The organism is Bacillus sp. MMSF_3328 (genome assembly GCF_030733525.1).
Taxonomy (GTDB): Bacteria; Bacillota; Bacilli; order Bacillales; family Cytobacillaceae; genus Bacillus_AB; species Bacillus_AB infantis.
In genome coordinates, this window is the sequence record NZ_JASHIV010000002.1 from 186,675 (window position 1) to 205,076 (window position 18,402).

Annotated in this window: 20 protein-coding genes; 8 read left to right on the forward strand and 12 right to left on the reverse strand. The window is 42.4% G+C overall.

Annotated elements, in window-relative coordinates:
- Positions 1-8 precede the first annotated feature (8 nt).
- Positions 9-854 (reverse strand): YwqG family protein, encoded by an 846-nt coding sequence (locus RBB45_RS04485; protein ID WP_306009137.1) that lies wholly within the window; start codon positions 852-854, stop codon positions 9-11.
- Between the two features lie 240 nt (positions 855-1,094).
- On the opposite strand from RBB45_RS04485, the gene RBB45_RS04490 reads away from it, so the two are divergent.
- Together RBB45_RS04490 and RBB45_RS04495 are read left to right on the forward strand one after the other, a co-directional pair.
- Positions 1,095-2,558, forward strand: coding sequence for a M20 family peptidase (locus RBB45_RS04490; protein ID WP_306009138.1), 1,464 nt, complete (start codon positions 1,095-1,097; stop codon positions 2,556-2,558).
- 129 nt (positions 2,559-2,687) lie between these two features.
- On the forward strand, positions 2,688-3,275 hold the full coding sequence (locus RBB45_RS04495; RefSeq protein WP_129612739.1) for a VanZ family protein: 588 nt from the start codon (positions 2,688-2,690) through the stop codon (positions 3,273-3,275).
- A 62-nt stretch (positions 3,276-3,337) separates the two neighbouring features.
- Here RBB45_RS04495 and RBB45_RS04500 read toward each other — a convergent pair whose 3' ends face one another.
- The 3 genes from RBB45_RS04500 to RBB45_RS04510 all read right to left on the reverse strand — a co-directional run bounded on the left by RBB45_RS04500 (position 3,338) and on the right by RBB45_RS04510 (position 5,493).
- On the reverse strand, positions 3,338-4,225 hold the full coding sequence (locus tag RBB45_RS04500; protein ID WP_129612738.1) for an SDR family oxidoreductase: 888 nt from the start codon (positions 4,223-4,225) through the stop codon (positions 3,338-3,340).
- A 515-nt stretch (positions 4,226-4,740) separates the two neighbouring features.
- Positions 4,741-5,223, reverse strand: a complete 483-nt coding sequence (locus RBB45_RS04505; RefSeq protein ID WP_009793531.1) for a hypothetical protein — start codon at positions 5,221-5,223, stop codon at positions 4,741-4,743.
- Positions 5,224-5,364: 141 nt separating this feature from the next.
- On the reverse strand, positions 5,365-5,493 hold the full coding sequence (locus RBB45_RS04510) for a hypothetical protein (protein WP_009793530.1): 129 nt from the start codon (positions 5,491-5,493) through the stop codon (positions 5,365-5,367).
- A 142-nt stretch (positions 5,494-5,635) separates the two neighbouring features.
- Between RBB45_RS04510 and RBB45_RS04515 the strand changes: the two genes are divergently transcribed.
- On the forward strand, positions 5,636-6,277 hold the full coding sequence (locus tag RBB45_RS04515) for a TetR/AcrR family transcriptional regulator (protein ID WP_094767574.1): 642 nt from the start codon (positions 5,636-5,638) through the stop codon (positions 6,275-6,277).
- Entirely contained in the window at positions 6,255-6,455 is a 201-nt protein-coding gene (locus RBB45_RS04520) for an anti-repressor SinI family protein (RefSeq protein WP_009793528.1), read from the forward strand. Before RBB45_RS04515 ends, RBB45_RS04520 begins: the two co-directional genes overlap by 23 nt.
- Before the next feature lie 339 nt (positions 6,456-6,794).
- Here the strand turns inward: RBB45_RS04520 and RBB45_RS04525 are convergent, their stop codons facing one another.
- From RBB45_RS04525 to RBB45_RS04535, 3 genes are all read right to left on the reverse strand, one after another.
- Positions 6,795-7,184 (reverse strand): hypothetical protein, encoded by a 390-nt coding sequence (locus tag RBB45_RS04525; protein ID WP_148949391.1) that lies wholly within the window; start codon positions 7,182-7,184, stop codon positions 6,795-6,797.
- Between the two features lie 200 nt (positions 7,185-7,384).
- On the reverse strand, positions 7,385-7,822 hold the full coding sequence (locus RBB45_RS04530; RefSeq protein WP_094767578.1) for a GNAT family N-acetyltransferase: 438 nt from the start codon (positions 7,820-7,822) through the stop codon (positions 7,385-7,387).
- A 193-nt stretch (positions 7,823-8,015) separates the two neighbouring features.
- Complete coding sequence (locus tag RBB45_RS04535) at positions 8,016-8,549, reverse strand: GNAT family N-acetyltransferase (protein WP_306009139.1); 534 nt, start codon at positions 8,547-8,549, stop codon at positions 8,016-8,018.
- Positions 8,550-8,662: 113 nt separating this feature from the next.
- Between RBB45_RS04535 and RBB45_RS04540 the strand changes: the two genes are divergently transcribed.
- On the forward strand, positions 8,663-10,045 hold the full coding sequence (locus RBB45_RS04540; protein WP_306009140.1) for a S41 family peptidase: 1,383 nt from the start codon (positions 8,663-8,665) through the stop codon (positions 10,043-10,045).
- Positions 10,046-10,098: 53 nt separating this feature from the next.
- Here the strand turns inward: RBB45_RS04540 and RBB45_RS04545 are convergent, their stop codons facing one another.
- Positions 10,099-10,389 (reverse strand): DUF5316 family protein, encoded by a 291-nt coding sequence (locus RBB45_RS04545; RefSeq protein WP_009793522.1) that lies wholly within the window; start codon positions 10,387-10,389, stop codon positions 10,099-10,101.
- Between the two features lie 77 nt (positions 10,390-10,466).
- Positions 10,467-10,907, reverse strand: coding sequence for an HIT family protein (locus tag RBB45_RS04550; RefSeq protein WP_148949627.1), 441 nt, complete (start codon positions 10,905-10,907; stop codon positions 10,467-10,469).
- A 181-nt stretch (positions 10,908-11,088) separates the two neighbouring features.
- On the opposite strand from RBB45_RS04550, the gene RBB45_RS04555 reads away from it, so the two are divergent.
- Positions 11,089-11,865, forward strand: coding sequence for a Cof-type HAD-IIB family hydrolase (locus tag RBB45_RS04555; protein ID WP_009793520.1), 777 nt, complete (start codon positions 11,089-11,091; stop codon positions 11,863-11,865).
- A 58-nt stretch (positions 11,866-11,923) separates the two neighbouring features.
- On the opposite strand, the gene RBB45_RS04560 is transcribed toward RBB45_RS04555, so the two are convergent.
- The 3 genes from RBB45_RS04560 to galU all read right to left on the reverse strand — a co-directional run bounded on the left by RBB45_RS04560 (position 11,924) and on the right by galU (position 15,260).
- Positions 11,924-12,931: an NAD-dependent epimerase/dehydratase family protein gene (locus tag RBB45_RS04560; RefSeq protein WP_129612733.1), complete on the reverse strand. Its 1,008-nt coding sequence runs from the start codon at positions 12,929-12,931 to the stop codon at positions 11,924-11,926.
- A gap of 25 nt (positions 12,932-12,956) precedes the next feature.
- Entirely contained in the window at positions 12,957-14,264 is a 1,308-nt protein-coding gene (locus RBB45_RS04565; RefSeq protein ID WP_009793518.1) for a UDP-glucose dehydrogenase family protein, read from the reverse strand.
- Between the two features lie 111 nt (positions 14,265-14,375).
- Positions 14,376-15,260: a UTP--glucose-1-phosphate uridylyltransferase GalU gene (gene galU / locus RBB45_RS04570; RefSeq protein WP_306009141.1), complete on the reverse strand. Its 885-nt coding sequence runs from the start codon at positions 15,258-15,260 to the stop codon at positions 14,376-14,378.
- Between the two features lie 339 nt (positions 15,261-15,599).
- Here galU and RBB45_RS04575 point away from each other — a divergent pair, with 339 nt between their 5' ends.
- Together RBB45_RS04575 and RBB45_RS04580 are read left to right on the forward strand one after the other, a co-directional pair.
- Entirely contained in the window at positions 15,600-16,658 is a 1,059-nt protein-coding gene (locus RBB45_RS04575; protein ID WP_276537491.1) for a CotS family spore coat protein, read from the forward strand.
- Complete coding sequence (locus tag RBB45_RS04580) at positions 16,655-18,355, forward strand: glycosyltransferase family 4 protein (protein WP_253617070.1); 1,701 nt, start codon at positions 16,655-16,657, stop codon at positions 18,353-18,355. The genes RBB45_RS04575 and RBB45_RS04580 overlap by 4 nt, the downstream gene beginning before the upstream one ends.
- Positions 18,356-18,402: the final 47 nt, after the last annotated feature.

Here is an 18,402-nt window from a genome sequence, read left to right on the forward strand (position 1 = left end):
CCGCCAAATCAGCAGCAGTCCCAGTTAAACAGCACCCGGTCAAACCGGCGTGCCTTCAGGTCGCTTACGTTAATAAAAAAATTACAGATGCCGACATCGCCCCAAATGACCGCGTATTTTTCACTGACCTTGTCATAATCGCTGTCCAGCTGGAACAGGAGGGTATCATATCTGCTTCCGTCCTCACGCGGATCCATCTGTGTGAAATAAGGGTAGCCGCCCATCTGATGGTGGACTTCTCCCCCAGGATTGCTGTAGTCATTATAAAGGTCGTCAACCTCTTCATATCCTTCTGGGATTTCTTCTTCTGCCAGCCTTTCGAAATAATTTAGGCTTGATTCCCCGATCACTTCATCAAACCGGTAATCCCCTGCTGCTATATACATACTTGAAGCTTTTCCTTTAATCATAAACTCTCCGCCTTCGAGAACTTCATATTCACAATTGGAACGGTGTTCATCTATAGCGGAAAAGTCTGTGACCAGATTTTCTTCATTTTCCTCCACATCCGCAAAAAATAGGACACGGAAGCCTGACTGGTCATCCTGCTGATCAAAATTCATCCCGAAAACATCATCATTTAAGTCGATGTAAAAAGATAGAATGCCTTTGTCCGGAAAATCCGGCAGTTTAGGGAGTTTGCCTAAATTTAGCTGGGCAAGCAAATGAAGGGGCTCCCCTGCTTGATTAAGAGGATATTGGGTGCCTTTTGGCAAGTAAGGATTTCCTCCAGCCTTGCTTTCCCAGAGCCGAAGCTCATATTCAGGCTTTACAAGTTCTAGCTGCACAAACTCTTTCCTCGTCTTTTCAAATGTTTCCCGATCATTATGGCGTATTAATTTTTCCTGTTTCATCAAACAAACCTCCTGATTTCAAAACATAGACTCTCATTTATTTTTTCTGGCGACAGTATTAAACGATGCTGCAGGGAGACAGTTCCTAGTCCATTTTCCTTTTTTCTTAAGAAGTAAGAAGTAACAGCTCAACCCAAATATAGAGTACTTTACAAACTGTAATCGTACAATAAAATTTTTCCGAAAATTCAACATATTATTCTATAATAAAAGCAGATAAAGAACTAAGGGGGAAATAGATTGAGTAAATGGAAAATCAGTCTTATGATCTTCGGAGGATTGCTTCTGCTATTTGCAGCTGTAACCGGTTTCAACACTTTAATGGTCAAATCCCGGCAGCCCGAACCAAAAGAAGCATCCTTAAATATCAATGAAGACCAGGCTGTCGGGCATTTATCAGAAGCAGTTACATACAAAACGGTTTCCTACCAGGACAGAACCAAATTTGACTGGAAGGAGTTTGACAAGTTCATTTCATTTCTGGAGGAAAGCTATCCACTCGTCCATCAGAAGCTGGAGCTTGAAAAAATCAACTCTTACGCACTCGTGTACAGATGGAAAGGAAATACCGGGAAGAACCCAATCGGCCTGACGAGCCATTATGATGTGGTGCCAGTCCTTTCAGGAACGGAAAATAAGTGGGAACAAGGACCTTTCAGCGGGAAGGTGGAGGGGAAGAAAATATGGGGCCGCGGTACCCTGGATGATAAAATCGGGGTCATCAGCATACTTGAAGCAGTGGAGCATCTCCTATCCGAAGACTATCAGCCTAAGAGGGATATCTATTTAATGTTCGGATTCGATGAAGAAATTGGCGGAGATGAAGGGGCCTTTGCCATCGCTGAAACTATGAAAAAGCGGGGTATCGAATTTGAATTTGTCCTTGATGAAGGCGGCGCCATTGTGGATGGGATGGTACCAGGCATCAGCCAGCCGGTCGGAGTTGTAGGGATTTCTGAGAAAGGCTCTGCAACAGCCGTACTATCGATTGAAGGCAGCGGAGGACATTCATCGCAGCCGAAAAACCATACGAATATCGGCCGTATATCCAGCGCGATAGCAAAGCTTGAGGAGAAACAGTTCAAAGGCGATCTGAAAGGCCCTGGCGAGGATCTATTCGATTTCACCGCACCGGAAATGAGCTTTCCGATGAAATACGTTTTTGCCAATAAAATGATCTTTGAGCCTGTCATTGAGCGTATTCTCCTGCAGCAGCCTGCATCAGCCGCCCTTATCCGCACTACGATCGCTCCGACCATCTTTCAGGCCGGGGAACAATACAATGCCCTGCCGGAAAAAGCAGAAGCAATCATCAACCTGAGAGTCATGCCGGGAGACACACTTGATTACATCCAGTCTTTCATAGAAGACACAATCGAGGATGAAGCTATTAAGGTTACCGTCACCGGCAGCGAAGCTTCCAAGGTTTCCAGCATTGACAGCTGGCAGTTCAAGACAGTGCAGCAGGCAGCAAGGAATGTCTATAAAGATGCCGTTATTGCGCCATACTTGATGTTCGCCGGCTCTGACGCCAAGCATTATGACTCTGTCTCCAAAAACACATACAGGTTCCTGCCTGTCCACATCACCTCAGAAGACCTGAACCGGATGCACGGAACAGATGAACATATTTCAATTGAAAACTATCTGAACGCAATTGCCTTTTATGCAGAAATCATGAGAGAGGCGGATGCAGCAGAATAGTTGCACTTGTCCTTTAAATGTCCATTTGCTGTGCTCGGCACAGTTCATGGGCATTTTTCATTTGTTCGGAACATTTTTACAGTGTATGATTCTCTTATCTGAAAAACTTTTAAAAAGGTGAATCTATTTATGTCCCGTACAATCGTCCGCAGTGCCGCCGCTGCACAGCTTTTCTTTCTCCTGTCTCTGCCATTCATTGGCAATCTGATTCAATATCTGCATCCGCTCGCTTTAATTGTCGTATGGGCCAGCATTACCAGCTTCACAATTACAGCTGGTCTGCTGATCCGCGGTGAAAAGCTGCCATTAAACAAATATCTAATTCTGCTCGTTTTTGCCTTATATAGCGCTTCCCTCCTGGTCCTGCTTTTTTTCAGGCCGGGTGATCATGCTAATGCAAACTATAACTTAGACCCCTTCAGTACGATTGAATTTTATTTAGCCGGACGGGTGGACTTCCTGGTTGCCTTTTATAATTTAGCTGCAAATGTCCTGCTGTTCGTCCCTTTTGGGCTTTTTCTCCTTTCCCTTTTGAAAAAGCGGTCTTTCTTTACTCTGCTGGCCGTTCCGTTTGCAGCTATATCGGCCATTGAGATAGCGCAGTTTCTGAGCAGGCGGGGCAGCCTGGACATTGATGATCTGATCCTGAACATGTCAGGAGTATTTTTGGGGTATGCTTTATTGCCGCTGCTAAAGAGATCTTACCGGATTAAGTGATTTAAAAAATCAGCAGCCATAAAAAAACCAATCAGCCAAAATAGCTGATTGGTTTTTTGGGTTTATGCAAGCTCAATCCCTCCAGTGACGCCATATACCTGGGCGGTCACATAGCTGGATTCTTCAGACGCAAGGAACACGTATACGCTTGATAGTTCGACCGGCTGGCCAGCTCGCTTAAGAGGTGTGTCCTGGCCAAATGTCGGGATGACTTCCTGAGGCTGCCCTCCGGAAATCTGCAGCGGTGTCCAAATTGGCCCTGGTGCCACAGAATTAACACGTATTCCTTTTGAAGCTACCTGTTTAGCCAGTCCCCGCGTAAAACCGTTGATGGCAAACTTAGTTGCAGCATAATCCAGCAGGTTCGGACTCGGATTATACCCCTGCACAGAAGAAGTGGTGATGATAGAAGCTCCTTCAGGCAAATGCGGAAGTGCCGCCTGAACGGTCCAGTAAAGGGAGAATACATTGATCTCAAATGTTTTGCGGAGCTGTTCGCTTGAAAGATCTTCAATATTTTCTACTGCCTGCTGCTTGCCGGCAACAAGGGCAAGAACATCAAGTCCTCCCAATTCTGATTGAGCCTGTCCGACCATGTCTTTGCAGAATGACTCTTCGCTTAAATCACCAGGAATAAGAACGGCTTTGCGGCCTTCAGCTTCAATCAGCTCTTTTACCTCTTCAGCATCTTTCTGCTCCTCAGGGAGATAATTGATTGCTACATCTGCACCTTCGCGGGCATATGCAATGGCTGCAGCACGGCCAATCCCGGAATCACCGCCGGTCACCAGTGCCTTTCTCCCCTTCAGTCGACCAGTTCCTTTATAGCTTTTCTCACCACAGTCAGGCTGAGGATCCTTCATCTCATTCTGAACCCCTGGCGGCTCCTGATACTGCTTCGGGAAATCTCCATTGAAGAATTGTTTTAGCGGATTTTCAGGTTTTGACATAGTCCAGCACTCCTTTAAAAAATATAGTCTCAATACATAAAAAGCCTGCTGCTGAGATTGTGCAGCACTTCACTATGTATTCGTACTAATAACATTCCCTTTTATGGTGGCGATAAACTAGCAGAGGGGGATTTTGATTGAGAGCGGAAATTTGTAACTAGTTGGATTTTATGTAGAACCATTCATTTTTTGTGTAGAATTCTAGTATTTTTAAGTAGAATTAATAAATTTTCAGATAGAATTAGGCTGATTTTATGTAGAATTACTAATCTTCCACAAATAAACCCGCCTTTTTGAGGGCGGGAATGATAATAATCAGGCGGAATGCTGCCAATCTGAGAAATACAAGCTCGGTAACCTCTCTGCACATGGCAGATTACGAAAAACCAGTCTAAATTAGGAAGCTGTTTAAGAAGGCTTGCATCACTTTTCGGCTGGTCATATTGCCAGCAGCCCGTATTTTTTAAAAATAGTTATACATGATCCTGTGAAGAATTTTCAGCAGACAGTCCCACTTAATCACAATAAGAGTCTGTGCTGCAGCGGCGCGCACAATGCTGGGTAAGTGCTTCAATAGCTTTTCTTACATCCGAAACTGTGATAAATATGGCATTTTCCTCACCAAAGAACAACGCTTTCACTTCGGTCCTGCACCAAAGAAGTCCATAGATCTGATTGATGAAGCCTGGCACACCTGCCGGGGTCTCTGTATTGGCAACGATTATTTCTATTTCCTTATAACGTATGCCTAAATTATGAAGAATCCTCCTGGCGGCACGCAAAGATTCCTGTGTCTGGCCCTCAGGGGCTCCTGCCACAAGCCTGACAAAATTCTTCCGGCTTTTATCCTTTGCCACCAGAATTCCTGTGATATTTACTGACATATGTGCTAATTTCTCCAATACAAGTGCCAGCTTTTTATCAGAAGCATAAAAGATAAATTGTCTTCGAATGTCAATGTCAATATTAAATTCATCAGAGCCATAGGGGTAGTTCATGTCATCCACTCCTTTACATAGATTTCCCTATATTCTATGAAAGGCAGTGGATTAAGGCTTGGACAAATATATTGCGTAAAAGGCACATTTCCTCATTCCTGAATGTAAAAAAGCCAGGATTCTTGTTCCCGGCTTTTTCGTTTACTTTTTCTTCACATCATCATTCGGTGAATCTCCTGTTGCTTTAAAGCCTTTGCTATTATTCGAGCCAAAGGTCTGGCCGTCATTTGTTACTTTAGCCCCTTCAGGAAAATTGTCCTTTGTTTTCATAGTCGTCACCCCTTTTGCTTATTATTGCACTGCAAAATAATATTATTCTTATGAAAATGGTTAAATTTTCTTAATATATTGACTGTTTATGGTATATAATAAATAATACTTATAAGTAATATAATCTTCAGGAGATAAATTTATGGCTAATCGAGGACGCAAGAAAGGCTCCATTGGGAAAAACAGCAAAAATCTGCTTTTAAAAATTGCTGCAGAGGAATTTGCAGAGAAGGGATTTCACGATGCCAAGATCAGCACAATTGTAAAAAAGGCAGGATTGACCCAGCCCTCCTTTTATCTGTATTTTCCAAGCAAGGAAGCAATTTTCCACGAACTGATCATGGAATTTCAGCAAAGGCTATCTAATTTAACAGAAGCAAGCCGAATAGAGCCAGGTGTAGAGTTGTCTCAGCTTCCCCTAAGAATTAAATCTGGACTTTATGGCATTTTCCATTTTTTCAATGAAAATCAAATGCTTGCTAAGATCGGTTTTTTTGTGAATCCCAATGCAGAAAGCATAAAAACGCAAATGGCTGCCCAAATCCATCACAACCTTCTTTCCGAGCAAAGAGCAGGCTACTTCCGGGAAAATGCTAACATGGAACTGGCTGCTGCGAGCCTTGCAGGTGCTATTGAAAGGCTTGCAGTCACAGAGATTTTTACGGGGAAGAAATCACCCGATATATTGGCAGAGGAAATAGTAGATCTCTTTCTCTACGGACTGATCAACAATAAGAAGGAAATGAACAGGGGGCTATCCTATGGAGGAAAAACAGCAAATTGATCCTGAATGGAGACTGTTAATTCTAAAAGCCAGACACTTAGGATTATCAAAGAATGAAGTGCGCCGCTTTATTCAAGGTTCAAACGGTTCAAAGACCCCCTTGAAGATACAGCTTGCCAGCAAATCAAAGCAAGAAGGAGACAAACAACATGAAATTCTTCCCCGGCAGCAAAGATAATATCCCTCATGAGCTAGATATAATGAATTCCCACCCGGAATTTTATACTATTGCCACAGGGAAGCCTATTCTATCACAAGAAGATATTATAAGGACTATCTAGAAGATTCTATGCTGAAAAAAGAAAGATATTTAATTGGCATTAATAACATTCCAGCAGGCATTATTGAATTTATCATGAAAAACACAAAGTTTTTCACCAAAAGATTCACGAATTTAAACATTTTTCAGCTAATTAGGGAATAAGCTGCCCATTAATCTGCATAGCTTTGTACTTTTGATTTAAATAAAAATATAAAGCCTTTGTTGCGGAGGCAAAGGCTTTATAAAAGAAAAAATTTATTGTTGATCCAGCAGTTTTTTCAGTTTGCCTGCCTGCTCCTTATCGGCAAGATAAAATCGTTCTCCTTCTTTAAGGACCGCTGTCCCGTCCTCTGTGTACCATAAATAAGCAAATTTCTCGGCAACTCCTTGTTTTGGCCGTTTTAAAACAAAAGCAGTATCTGCTGTTCTGCCGGGCTCCCCAATTGAATTTTTTACTGTCAAATCGTCCAATAAAGACCGGAGCTGCTGGATTTGAGCGGAATCATCCACTTCAGTATGAAACCGGACCCCTTCAACTCCAGCCTCATGAAAAGGTTTGCCGACTGACAAAACTTCTTCAGCCGAACAGCCAGCCAAAATAGCAGCCAGCATAAGTAATAACAGTATTAGAATGTTTTTCTTCACTTTCAAAAACCCCTTAGGCTTCTCTCTGGATAAGCTAAAAGGACATCACCCTTTTATGAAAATAAGCAGTGAGCTAACTTTATGAAGAACATTTTATAAGCATAGATGAAGTTTCATGCTCACCTGCCTGCAGCCTGCGGGAAGCTTTGGTAATGCCCAGCCAAAGCCATAAAAAAAGGAAGCCGTGAAAGGCTCCTTTCTTAAAGTTCTTTTAAGACAGCCATCTCCCTGCCGAATCTATCTCCCTTATCAATAAAACCAAGGCTTGCATATAAGTGATGTGCAGCCAGATTGTCAGGATGATAGCCAACCGCTATACTCCTGGCACCTGGCAGCTGTGCCATTTGCTCAATCATCAGGAGCGCGGCTGCTTTTCCAATCCCCTGCCCTTGCATACTGGAATCAATCATGATTCTGTATACCCAGATAGAATCCAATTCTTCTGGAACAGTATTATACATCAATAAGCCTGCCATTTTTCCATTATTTAAAATGGCAAAAGCTCTTAAGGTCTGTTCATAATGAGACTGCAGGATTGATACTGCATTAGGCTCCATATAAGCCTCCTGGTCACTGGCTACCTTCAGCTGGCAGCATTCATACCAATTTTCTTCATTGATTTCTTGTAAACTAATCATTGTTTTCCCCTTTCATCATAAGGGGAATGCTCGACTATTTTGTTAAGAAGCCGTATTCCCCTCTGTGCTATTATGCTTTCTTACTGAATTGTTTGGCATAATGAACGCCTCCTTTAACAAACTGGTCCAGTTATATACTGGCATTCTTATAATAGCAGCATTTTCTATCTTCGCCTATATTTCTCTTATAGGATTACCGCTTTTCTTTTAAAAGAGAATAAAGGTATGTATCATTTGCTTTTCCATCCTGATACATATACCCCCTCAGCAGACCTTCCTTTTCAAAGCCCAGCTTGCAAAGGAGCTTATTAGATGCATGGTTCTCAAGAAACACAACCGCCCCGATCCTGGACAGATCCATTTCTTCAAAACCGTAAGCAATTGCCTTTTCGGCAGCCTCTAAAGCATATCCTTTCCCCCAATAGCCAGGATGAAGCTCATAGCCTATTTCAGCGCGATGGTGCTTGGGGAGCCAAGAGTTAAACCCGATGGTGCCAATCAGCCTATCAGTTCCTTTTATTTCAATAGCCCAGCGGACTCCCCTTTTATCGTTGAAGTTTTTTTGAAAAGAACGGATCATTTCTTCAGCCTGTTCTACCCGCTGGAAAGCATCCTGTCCGTAATGGCGTACAACATCACTTCTCGAAAAATACTCAAACAGGCTTGCCGCATCCTCCATCACAATCTCCCTTAGCCTTAATCTCTCTGTCTTGAGTTCTTTAAACATTTATTCTCCCCCTCGGAAAGTCATTTTCTATTTTACAGATATTTTCCCAATTGTTAAATACTTACTTTTTCAGTTAGTATAATAGTGTAGACTTATAGGCAGGCAGGTGTACGATGAAAAAATACATAATGATGCTTCTGATTTGTTCAATATTTTTATCGGGATGTCAATTGAAGCCTCAAGCGGTATTAACAGAAGATGAGATGATGAATAAAGAAATGCTGAAACCAGAAGACCTGCTTTCTCCTGACGTAATGAAAAAGGATTTTGATTTCATGAAAACAAAAATCATTGAGATCCATCCCGACCCTAAAAGGAATATCGATAATTGGAATAAAGCTGTAAGGGATACCGAGAAAAAGCTTGAAAGGCTATTAACTGCCGGAGAATTTGCACAGGTACTCATGGCGTTTACAAGCAAACTGAAGGACGCGCATACTACTGTGTTTCCTTCTCCTGAAATGCTGAGGAAATCAAAAACCTTCCCGGCAGCTTTGGAATGGGTAAAAGAAGGACTGGTTGTCACCAAAAGTTTTGACTCTTCCCTAAAGGCTGGAGATCTTATACTAAAAATGGGCGGGCGTTCTCCTGAGGAATTGAATGAAAAGTTGAGCAAGCTGATTTCTGCAGAAAATGAATATTGGGAGAAAAAAACCAGCTTAGCATTGCTGCACTACGAAATCTTTCTTAAAGAAGCATCAATCGCTGAAAAGGACGATACAGTCAAAGCAACGATTGAACGAGATGGAAAACAGCTTAAGGCTGAAGTGAAATTATTAGAAAACAATTACAGCACCACTGGCCAATCAAAAGAATGGTTCAACTGGGAGATCCAGCAAGATCGGAATATAGCATATTTCAATCTGGACACATGCTTAGATACAATAGGCTATCAGTCTGCAGTAGACTCTTTTTTTCAGGAAACAGTTGAAAAAGGTATTGATAACATCGTTATTGACCTGAGGGGTAATGGTGGCGGAGATACGGACGTGACAAATAGTTTTCTCAAGCATCTTCCTGCTGCGAATATTCAAAGTATAGGATATATAACGAAGTACTCTAGCGAAGCGGCAAAAAAATATAGCTACAGACGGACTAAAGGTATGCAGAACATACCCTCAAGCAAAGTTGAAAATTTACAGGAGCCTCCTATATTCACTGGCAAGATTTATATTGCTTCAGATAGCGGCACATTCAGCTCTGCTGCTCAATTTGCAGTTATACTTCAGGACAACAATCTGGCTGAAGTCATCGGTGAACCTCCAGGCGGAAATCCGGAAGGTTTTGGCGATTATATTATCTTGAGCCTTCCATACAGCAAATTTGACCTGGGAGTTTCCCACAAGGAGTATTTCAGGCCCAATCCTGAAAAAAGCCATATCCCTTACATTGAACCAGATATATTGATAGAAAAAACAAGGAAAGATATCATCTCCGGACGGGATGGCCAGCTTGAACGGATTTTGGATTATGTAGAAAAGAATGGGCAGAGTTAACAAGAAGATTTGCGTAGAAAAAAAGTGAAAAGGACCTTCTCAAAAGGTCCTTTTCATCTGGCCATATAAAGAAGCAAAGCAACCGCAATATTCGGAAGTCCTATTAAAATAGAGGCAGCCGCTGTTCTTCTGCGCTTTTTTCTCTGCTCCGGAGGTTCTTCCACATGCAAATCAGCTTTGTACCTATGGGGTCCCATAATGATGCCTGAAATAAGAATGGATATTCCCAGGAAGAGCAGTCCAAGGGCTCCGGTCACCAAATGGGCATATTCCAAAATCTCTAATAATAACGAAGCTATAACACCAAGGATGGATATGAAAATCCCTATCAATAAATATTTCAAGCTGTTTCCCCCTTTTCCTTAGTTATAATACGAATCAGGCATCCATTCGGTTTCAGTTTATAGAAAATTCGAAATCATTAACTTTCTTTTTGGATTAACATTAGAGCTGAGGCAAGTTCCCTCTGTGTCAATGGTAATCTCCTTTTTGTCTCTTCATTTCCCAATACTGCATCTTCCGCAAAAAAAGCTGCGAAAGGTTGCCGCTGTCTTCTAGGAATCACATGAAGGTGAAAATGGTTCAGGTCATTGAAGATTCCTCCGTTTTGGCAAAGAGTAATACCGTCAGGTTTATAGAGCCGCTTTATCACTGTTGACAAATGCTGGGCAGCTCGAAAAACAGCCACGGCTGATTCTTCATCCAGATCAGTCAATTCTTCTGCATGCTTTTTGGGCAGAATCAGAACATGCCCCTCCCCGAATGGATCATGATCCAAGATACAGGAAATCAGGTTGTTTTCATATATTATAAAAACCGGCTCACTCTTGTGTGCCAGCCGGCATCCAAGACAATCATCCATAAACACCAGGGTCCCCCATTTTTCTTACAGTTATTGTCTCTATACACCTATCCAAATATTAACATATTTCTCAGCGAATGTTATAATACTCACTAAACATCTGAAAATAGTAATTCCGATTTTAGCGCGAATCATGCCTATTAAACTAATAAAATGAAAATAACTGTCGCCGGAGGTCCTTATGAGCTATAAAATTATATTTTTCGATGTGGATGGGACAATCACCCATCATGAAGACGGAAGCATTTCAGATAAGATGAAGGAAACGATATTTAAGCTGAAAGAGCAAGGGATCAAGGTTGCTGCTGCGACCGGCAGGCCCTTGTCATTGTGCAGGGAGATTGAGGAGCTTGGCATTGATACATTTGTGACTGCAAACGGCGGATATGTTAAGCACCGTGATCAGGTCATCCATAAGGTAACGCTTGATCCGCAGGTCATCCGCGATGTGGCTGCCTTTTCCCTAGCAGAAAACCATGGTTTATCCTACTTTACGGAAGAATTCAGCACCAATGGCGTACAAAGCGAAGAAATTCTAAAGACACTGAAGGAGACGCTGGCCTTCACAGATTATCCTCCATTCTATGAAAATATCCATGAACAGGAAGTCTATTTAATGTGCCTGTATGCAAACGAAGAAATGATGGAAAAATACATTCGCGCTTTCCCCGATCTTTCTTTTCAAAGATGGCATCCGTTTATAGCAAATGTGCTCCAGAAGGAAGTTTCCAAGTCTTTAGCCATCATGAAAGTGCTTGAATTCTTTGAGATTGAGCCATCAGAGATGGTTGCTTTCGGAGATGGAAACAATGATATCGATATGCTTGAACTGGCCGGTCTCGGGATAGCAATGGGGAATGGAACTGATGAGCTAAAAGCCATTTCTGATTTTGTCACCCGCAAATCCAGTGAGGATGGCATCGGATACGCTTTAAAAAAATTTGGGATGCTGGAGTGAATCTGAAAAATAATCTTGCCTTCAAACAGCATTCAGCCGTTAAAATGAACCCTGGATTCTATAATCTAGGGTTCTTTGAATCAGGCACTATATGATAAAATTCTTTAAACCAATCGGCAAACTTTTCGAGACCCTCGTCAATGGTGGTTACAGGCTTGTAGTTAATCAGTTTCTCCAGATCATCAACTTTGGCATACGTCTCCTGTACGTCCCCCGGCTGCATAGGCTTGAAGATCTTAATTGCCGGGATGCCCAATTTGTCTTCAAGAACCCTGATGAATTCTTTCAGCTCAACAGGCTGGCTATTGCCAATATTATAAATACTGAACGGCAAAGACTTCTCCGGTCTTCTCTCCATCAGCCGCCAAATTGATTCTGTTACATCATCCACATAGGTGAAATCTCTCTTCATATTGCCATAATTGTACACTTCGATCGGCTCTTTTTTGACTATTTTCTCGGCAAAGCTGAAATACGCCATATCCGGCCTTCCCCAAGGGCCATAAACAGTAAAAAACCTGAGGCCGGTTGCAGGAACTTTATATAGATGGCTGTATGTGTATGCCATTAGCTCATTGGCTTTCTTCGTCGCTGCATATAAACTTACAGGCTCGTCTGTCCGATCCTCCACTGAAAAGGGGATGGTTTTGTTATTTCCATAAACTGAACTGGAGGAAGCGTAAAGCAGGTGGTCAATTTTATATTTACGGCAGCATTCTAATATATTCATAAATCCAGTCACATTTGATTGGATATAGGCATGTGGATTTAACAGACTGTAGCGGACGCCCGCCTGGGCTGCGAGGTGAACGACGATTCGAGGCTCATGCTGTGTAAAAAGAGATTCAAGCAGCCTTTGGTCTTCAAGTGATCCTTTTGTAAAATAAAAACCAGAATAGTTATTTAATAATTGGAGTCTTGAATATTTCAGATCCTGATCATAATAGTCATTTATAGTGTCCAGGCCAAGTACGGGGAGGCCTTTTTCGAGCAGCTTTTTTGATAAATGAAAGCCAATGAATCCTGCACAGCCAGTAATAAAAATAGGATTTTTCTTCTGATGCACCCTTCAGACTCCTTTCCTTCATGCTTTAAAATGAACTTATGCCGACCCCTTTATAAATAAAACCCGCTCTTTTCATAGCTGAAGGGTCCAGGGCATTGCGTCCATCAAATAAATGGCTTCCTGACGCAAGCACTTTCGCCTTTTCCCAATCCATTTCTACTATTTCGTTCCACTCGGTAACAACCAGAATCGCTTCTGCGTTTTTCACTGCTGCTAAAGGCGAAGAGGCATAAAGAATATCAGGATAGATTTTTTTCATATTTTCTGTTCCTTTTGGATCAAAAGCTGTTATGATAGCTTTCTTATGCAGGAGGAAATCTATTATTCTAAGCGAGGATGCTTCCCTGATGTCATCAGTTTGAGGTTTAAAAGTGAGGCCGAGCAGAGCGATTTGTTTCCCTTCTAATGGTCCAAGAGCATCTGTAACCTTTTCCAGGAACCATTCAGCCTGGGTATCGTTAACATTTGAAACAGCCGTAAGAATATCCATAGGGGTTTTCTTTTCCGAGGCCATGGCAAGCAAAGCCTTTAAGTCCTTTGGAAAGCAGGAACCGCCGTATCCTATCCCCGCTCTAAGAAACTGCGGGCCAATCCGGCTGTCAAGACCCATTCCTTTTGCGACCTCATTAATGTTTGCCCCTGTTTTTTCGCATAGCCGTGCCAGTTCATTGATAAAGGATATTTTTGCAGCTAAAAACGCGTTCGAAGCATATTTAATCATTTCCGCGTCTCTTACTGATGTAAATAAAATAGTTGAGGAAACATCTTTATATAATCTTTCCATTGCTTTTTGGCATGGGCCCGGCTCGCATCCTATTACTATTCTTTCAGGATGGAGGGCATCCTCTAAAGCCTTCCCCTCTCTCAGGAACTCAGGATTTGAGACAAGGTCAAAAGGAATTTTTTTATCTTTTTCTGCAATCGCACTCCCTATTATTTTTTTGATATGGTCACCGGTGCCTACAGGAACGGTACTCTTAATGACAATAATTTTATAATCGTTCAGAAGTCCCCCAATCGACCTGGCAGCAGCCTCCACATAGGATAAATCGGCTTCTCCTTGAGGCGACGATGGTGTGCCGACTGCAATAAAAATATAATCACTTTTCCTTATACATTCTTCTAAATCACCTGTGAATAGTAGATTCCCATTTAGCTGAAGCTGCTGGAACTCGTTTTCTAACCCATCTTCATAAAAGGGAAGTCTATTCTGCTTCATCATGCTGATTTTTGTGGGATCCTGATCCATTACGAACACTTTGTGGCCGTATTTGGCAAATGCCACACTTGTCGTAATTCCGACATAGCCGGCTCCAATTACTCCTATATTCATCTTTTCACCCCGAATCCACTTCTGTCATTGCATTCCAGAAAGGTAATTTTCTATAAACTATGGCAGCCGGTACAGACTTGCAACCGTCAAAAACCCAGCAGAATGCAAACTCTAATGTGATTGATCTTCGAGGGCAAGCTTTCTGAGATAGCTTGAAATCTCTGCTTTCAGATCTTCCCGCTCTAACGCAAAATCGATCGTTGCCCTGATAAAGCCTGCCTTTGTTCCGATATCATATCGCTGCCCCTGGAAGCCGCAGGCTAGGACTGTTTCTGATTTATTTAAAATGTTCAGTGCATCTGTCAGCTGAATTTCCCCGCCAGAGCCTGGCGGTAAATCTTTAAGAATGCTGAAAATTCCTGGCGTTAAAATATATCGGCCCATAATAGCCAGCCTGGAAGGAGCCAATTCCTTTTTTGGCTTTTCTACCAATGCTTCTATATTGAACACATCTTGCTCTAAATTTCTGTTTATCGGTTTGATGATTCCATATTTTGACACATCCTCTTCAGCTACCTGCTGTACTCCTGCAACAGAACAATGATGGAGGTCAAAAACTTCTATAAGCTGCCGCAGGCAGGGTATCCTGGATTTGACAATATCATCACCGAGGAGGACAGCAAACGGTTCGTTGTTAACAAAACTTCTTGCACAGTAGATAGTATCGCCGAGTCCTTTCGGTTCTTTTTGGCGGATATAATGAATATTGGCCAGCTGGGATATTTTTTGGACCTCTTTTAACAGGCTTTGCTTGTTTTTTTTATAAAGGGTTTCTTCAAGCTCATAGGACTTATCAAAATGGTCTTCAATTGAACGCTTGCTCCGTCCGCTGATGATAATAATATCCTCTATTCCTGACAGCACCGCTTCTTCGACAATATATTGGATGGCCGGTTTGTCCACGATTGGAAGCATTTCCTTTGGCAATGCTTTTGTTGCAGGGAGGAATCTTGTTCCAAGTCCGGCAGCCGGTATGATTGCTTTTCTAATTTTCACCTGTCCTTCTCCTTTCCTAAGAATCTCATCATACTTGTTAACTATTTCTATGACAAAACAGACTAATGCGCATGTGGGATAGCACAGGTGTACAAAATATTGGTGAATATTCTAAAAAAACGGGGGAGCTGTCCTATACAAAAGTCTTTTAAAATCATAATTTAGTAAAAAGTACTCTCCCTTCAAATGACCCTGCTTTAATCCAACAAAGCTAAAATTCCGGCCAGGAGCTTATTACAGAAACTCTTTCGTTATTAATTTTGAGGGAAACTGCTTTTTAATTTTAGGAGGGATAGCGTGGAAAGGATAGAAATTGTCCCATGGGAAGTAACTGATTCCATGCATGAATTTTTTGTTCCAGAATATATTAACGAGCTTGCTGCCGAAGTTCTCAAATCCTACGACCTTTCCGTTCAGAGCATTACGGTGGTCACAACGAAGCCGGATAAAGGCGGAGCCATATGGAAGCTTGAAACCGGCTCTGGCCCGAAAAGCTTAAAGCTTTTGCACCGAAGACCCACAAGGAGCCTTTTCAGCCTCGGAGCCCAGGAGTACTTGGTTGATGTCCAGGATGCCAGGGTCCCGCCCATCTATAAAACAAAGGAAGGGCATAACTATGTTGAAGCAGGAGGAAAGCTCTGGTTTGCAGCTGAGTGGATAGAGCCCCTGGCGCCTGTTACCAAGGATTTGGAGGGTGCGAGGCAGCTTTGCTATGCACTTGGAGAGTTCCATCGCTTAAGTAAGGGATATACACCCCCTCCATCTGCTGAAATTGCTTCAAGAGTTTTAAAATGGCCGAAAAGCTACCAGAAAGTCCTCAACAAAATGGACTGGCTCCGAAATATAGCTGCTGCTTATAAAGAAATGCCGGCAAGCGAAAGTTTAAAAAACGCAGTCGGCCATTTTGAAGAACAGGCTAAGCAGGGAATAGAAAAACTAAAATCTTCAGCTTATGCCGATCTTGCAGCACATGGGAATGAGTTCTGGGGACTCGTGCATCAGGACTACGGCTGGTCTAATGGCCAAATGGGTTCTGGGGGGATGTGGATTATTGATCTTGACGGAGTTGCGTATGATTTGCCAATCCGCGATTTAAGAAAGCTGATAACAGGTTCAATGGCAGATTTGTACAGATGGGATATTACTTGGGTAAGGGAAATGATCAAAGCCTATCACGAAGCATACCCAATATCTCCTGAACTATATGACCTGTTATTGATAGATCTTTCCATGCCTAATGAATTTTATAAGAATTTAAAGGAAGCAGTATATGAACCTGAATTATTCCTGAATGAACAAACAACACAGCTAATACAGACAATCCTGGACACAGACCAGACGAAATGGCCTGTGCTGGAGGAAATTCAAAATGACTGGAAGGGAGCCCAATCACTATGAAAATATTAATGATCTGTACGGAGAAACTTCCTGTTCCTCCAGTTCTGGGCGGGGCAATACAAACCTATATCTCCGGAGTCCTTCCTCATATAGGAAAACATCATGATATTACTGTCCTTGGAATCAGCGATCCTTCCCTTCCCGATCAGGAAACACTGGACGGCATTGATTATGTGCGGGTTCCCGGCAAATTATTTGACCTTTATCGTGACGGAGTAGTTGGCTATATAGAAAAAAATCAATTTGACCTGATCCACGTCTTTAACAGGCCCCGCCTGATCCTTCCCGTTCGAAAAGCGGCCCCTCAGGCTAAAATTACCTTGAGCATGCATAATGATATGTTCGGTCCTGATAAAATAGCCCCCGAAGAAGCTGCGGCAGCACTAGAAGAGATTTCAAATATTGTTACGGTCAGCAATTATATCGGAAATGTGATTAAGGATCTTTATCCTCAGGCTGCGCCAAAGCTGCAAACGATTTATTCAGGAGTAGATACCCAGCGCTTCCTGCCGGGGAATCATCCAAAAATGCAGAAAATCCGAAACGAACTCAGAAATGCTCATGGGCTTGAAAACAAAACCGTTCTTTTATTTGCCGGGCGGCTCAGCAACAACAAAGGTGTTGACAGGCTGGTCAGGGCGCTGCCACAACTTTCACAAAAATTTAAGGATCTGGCTTTAGTTATTGTCGGCAGCAATTGGTTCAGCCAAAACCATGTCACAGATTATGTCGCCTATGTTAGGGCATTGGCAAGTAAACTCCCGATACCTGTTGTGACAACAGGTTTTGTCGCACCGAGCGAAATTCATAATTGGTTTGCAGCCGCAGACATGTTCGTCTGTACTTCTCAATGGCAGGAGCCGCTTGCGCGGGTTCATTATGAAGCGATGGCTGCTGGCCTTCCTATTGTCACTACCGCACGGGGAGGCAATCCGGAAGTTATATTACCAGGTGAAAATGGCTTGATTGTTGAAAATCCTGAAGATCCTGACTGTTTTACAGAAAAAATTTCTAATATTCTTTCCAGCAAACCATTGATGAAGAAAATGGGGCAAAAAGGGAGAGAATTGGCAGTATCTCAATATGAATGGCCGAGGGTCGCCTCTGAGCTGCTTGGCATCTGGAAGAGAACAAAATTTACGACTTATGGTGCAGCACCAGAAGCAGGGACAATTCCGGTGCTTCAGGAAACTCCATCCAATACCTCAGTCAGGGAAATCACAAATTCTGCCCAAGATCGTAACGAAGCTGCACCCCTGACTGAGAAGACTTCCTTTGAAGATAAAAAAGAAAGGAAAAAACCTCTTAAAGAAATGCCGGTAAAACAGAAGCAGAAAAAACCCAGCCCTGAAAGTATGGATTCTGCCAAGAGTAAGCGAAGCAGCAGAGAACTGCTTAAGCTATTGCAGGATGAATCTATGAAAAAGGAAAAACATGATTCAATTTACAAACTAATAAGGAACAAAAAAGACAATATTTCAGAGGTGAACATGAAAGAGACAGTCAATGATGCCGTCTCCTCCGTAAATTCAAAAGCAGGCAAAGTAAATTCTGAACAGCCACATACAAAAGAGACAACAAAAAACGATAGGCTTAGGGGTATTGTCAGAGAATGGATCAGGGAATCCGCAAAAACGACCCTGGACCGTCTCAAGGAAGAACAAACAAAAAAAGAAAGAAGTACTAATCGAAAGTAAGAATAACTATATTGCCCGCCGTACTTAAAAGGCGGGCTATTTGGGTT

Coding starts and splice junctions, on each gene's coding strand:
- RBB45_RS04485 (WP_306009137.1), bottom strand. CDS start 854: ATGAAACAGGAAAAATTAATACGCCATAATGATCGGGAAACATTTGAA.
- RBB45_RS04495 (WP_129612739.1), top strand. CDS start 2,688: ATGTCCCGTACAATCGTCCGCAGTGCCGCCGCTGCACAGCTTTTCTTT.
- RBB45_RS04500 (WP_129612738.1), bottom strand. CDS start 4,225: ATGTCAAAACCTGAAAATCCGCTAAAACAATTCTTCAATGGAGATTTC.
- RBB45_RS04505 (WP_009793531.1), bottom strand. CDS start 5,223: ATGAACTACCCCTATGGCTCTGATGAATTTAATATTGACATTGACATT.
- RBB45_RS04510 (WP_009793530.1), bottom strand. CDS start 5,493: ATGAAAACAAAGGACAATTTTCCTGAAGGGGCTAAAGTAACAAATGAC.
- RBB45_RS04515 (WP_094767574.1), top strand. CDS start 5,636: ATGGCTAATCGAGGACGCAAGAAAGGCTCCATTGGGAAAAACAGCAAA.
- RBB45_RS04520 (WP_009793528.1), top strand. CDS start 6,255: ATGGAGGAAAAACAGCAAATTGATCCTGAATGGAGACTGTTAATTCTA.
- RBB45_RS04530 (WP_094767578.1), bottom strand. CDS start 7,822: ATGATTAGTTTACAAGAAATCAATGAAGAAAATTGGTATGAATGCTGC.
- RBB45_RS04535 (WP_306009139.1), bottom strand. CDS start 8,549: ATGTTTAAAGAACTCAAGACAGAGAGATTAAGGCTAAGGGAGATTGTG.
- RBB45_RS04540 (WP_306009140.1), top strand. CDS start 8,663: ATGAAAAAATACATAATGATGCTTCTGATTTGTTCAATATTTTTATCG.
- RBB45_RS04550 (WP_148949627.1), bottom strand. CDS start 10,907: ATGGATGATTGTCTTGGATGCCGGCTGGCACACAAGAGTGAGCCGGTT.
- RBB45_RS04555 (WP_009793520.1), top strand. CDS start 11,089: ATGAGCTATAAAATTATATTTTTCGATGTGGATGGGACAATCACCCAT.
- RBB45_RS04565 (WP_009793518.1), bottom strand. CDS start 14,264: ATGAATATAGGAGTAATTGGAGCCGGCTATGTCGGAATTACGACAAGT.
- RBB45_RS04575 (WP_276537491.1), top strand. CDS start 15,600: ATGCATGAATTTTTTGTTCCAGAATATATTAACGAGCTTGCTGCCGAA.
- RBB45_RS04580 (WP_253617070.1), top strand. CDS start 16,655: ATGAAAATATTAATGATCTGTACGGAGAAACTTCCTGTTCCTCCAGTT.